This window comes from Psychromonas antarctica (genome assembly GCF_022267535.1).
GTDB classification, from domain to species: domain Bacteria; phylum Pseudomonadota; class Gammaproteobacteria; order Enterobacterales; family Psychromonadaceae; genus Psychromonas; species Psychromonas antarctica.
In genome coordinates this window covers 1-1306 of sequence record NZ_JAHNZV010000246.1, presented here as the reverse complement: position 1 = coordinate 1306, position 1306 = coordinate 1, and the positions used below count along the sequence as shown (strand labels likewise).

The 1306-nt window shown below is 38.3% G+C and carries 1 protein-coding gene; it reads left to right on the top strand.

Annotated elements, in window-relative coordinates; genetic code table 11:
* Window positions 1-64 precede the first annotated feature (64 nt).
* A complete protein-coding gene (locus tag KSO91_RS17300; protein ID WP_238744261.1) occupies window positions 65-1273 on the top strand; it encodes an IS256 family transposase in 1209 nt (402 codons plus the stop codon).
* Window positions 1274-1306: the final 33 nt, after the last annotated feature.

Sequence of the window (1306 nt, the reverse complement as noted above, 5' to 3'; positions counted from 1 at the left end):
GACCCTGTCCTGAAATCTGTGTAATTGCCTATCATTAATTTAATCATTTTAAGGATAGGTAATTATGAAAAAAGAAGAGATAGAAGCATTCGCCCTTAAAGCATCAAAAGGTTTAAAGTCTCAAAAAGACCTGCTTGATTTCACTCAAATGCTAACCAAAATAACGGTTGAAGCCGCACTGAATGCTGAACTCGATGAGCACCTTGGCTATGGAAAAAACCAACAAAGTAACGTTGATAACTATCGAAATGGCAACACATCTAAAACATTAAAAACTGAAGATGGTCAATTTGAACTAGTCACCCCACGCGATAGAAATGGCACCTTTGAGCCAGAGTTAGTTAAAAAGAACCAAACCCGTTTCACATCCATGGATGACAAGGTCTTAAGCCTTTATGCTAGGGGTATGACAACACGTGATATCGTTGATGCATTCCAAGAAATGTACGGTGCCGATATATCTGCCACACTCGTTTCCAAAATCACTAACGCTGTCATTGAACAAGTAACTGAGTGGCAAAACAGGCCGTTAGATGCCATTTATCCTATTGTTTATCTAGATTGTATTGTCGTGAAAATTAGGCAGGATAATCGAGTCATTAACAAAGCTGTTTTCCTTGCTTTAGCAATAAATCTTGAGGGTGAAAAAGAGCTACTTGGGATGTGGCTTGCTGAGAATGAAGGTGCAAAATTTTGGCTCAATGTATTAACCGAATTACAAAACAGAGGTGTGGAAGATATATTAATTGCCTGTGTAGATGGCTTAAAGGGGTTTCCTGAAGCAATTAATACAGTATATCCAGAAACCCACATACAGCTCTGTATCGTACATATGATACGTAATTCATTGAGGTTTGTGTCCTGGAAGCACTACAAAGAAGTCACCGCCGATTTAAAGCTAATTTATCAAGCAGACACAGAGGAAATTGCTTTGGCTAACCTTGATGCTTTTTCTGCTAAGTGGGATGATCAATATCCTCAGATATCAAAGTCTTGGAATAGTAACTGGGATAATTTAAATACATTTTATCGTTACCCTAGAGACATTAGAAAAGCGATTTACACAACGAACGCGATAGAGTCACTGAACAGCGTAATCCGTAAGGCCATTAAGAACCGTAAGGTATTTCCAAGTGATGATTCTGCGAAGAAAGTGATTTTCTTAGCAATCAAAGCGGCATCGAAAAAATGGTCAAAACCGATCCACAGTTGGAGAGCTGCGATGAATCGGTTTATAATAGAATTTGAAGACCGCTTGAAAAAGCATCTGTAAAAATGGTAATTACACAGAATTATTTACAGGGTC

Excerpts from the sequence above, each read along its gene's own strand:
- KSO91_RS17300 (WP_238744261.1), top strand. The coding sequence starts at position 65 with ATGAAAAAAGAAGAGATAGAAGCATTCGCCCTTAAAGCATCAAAAGGT.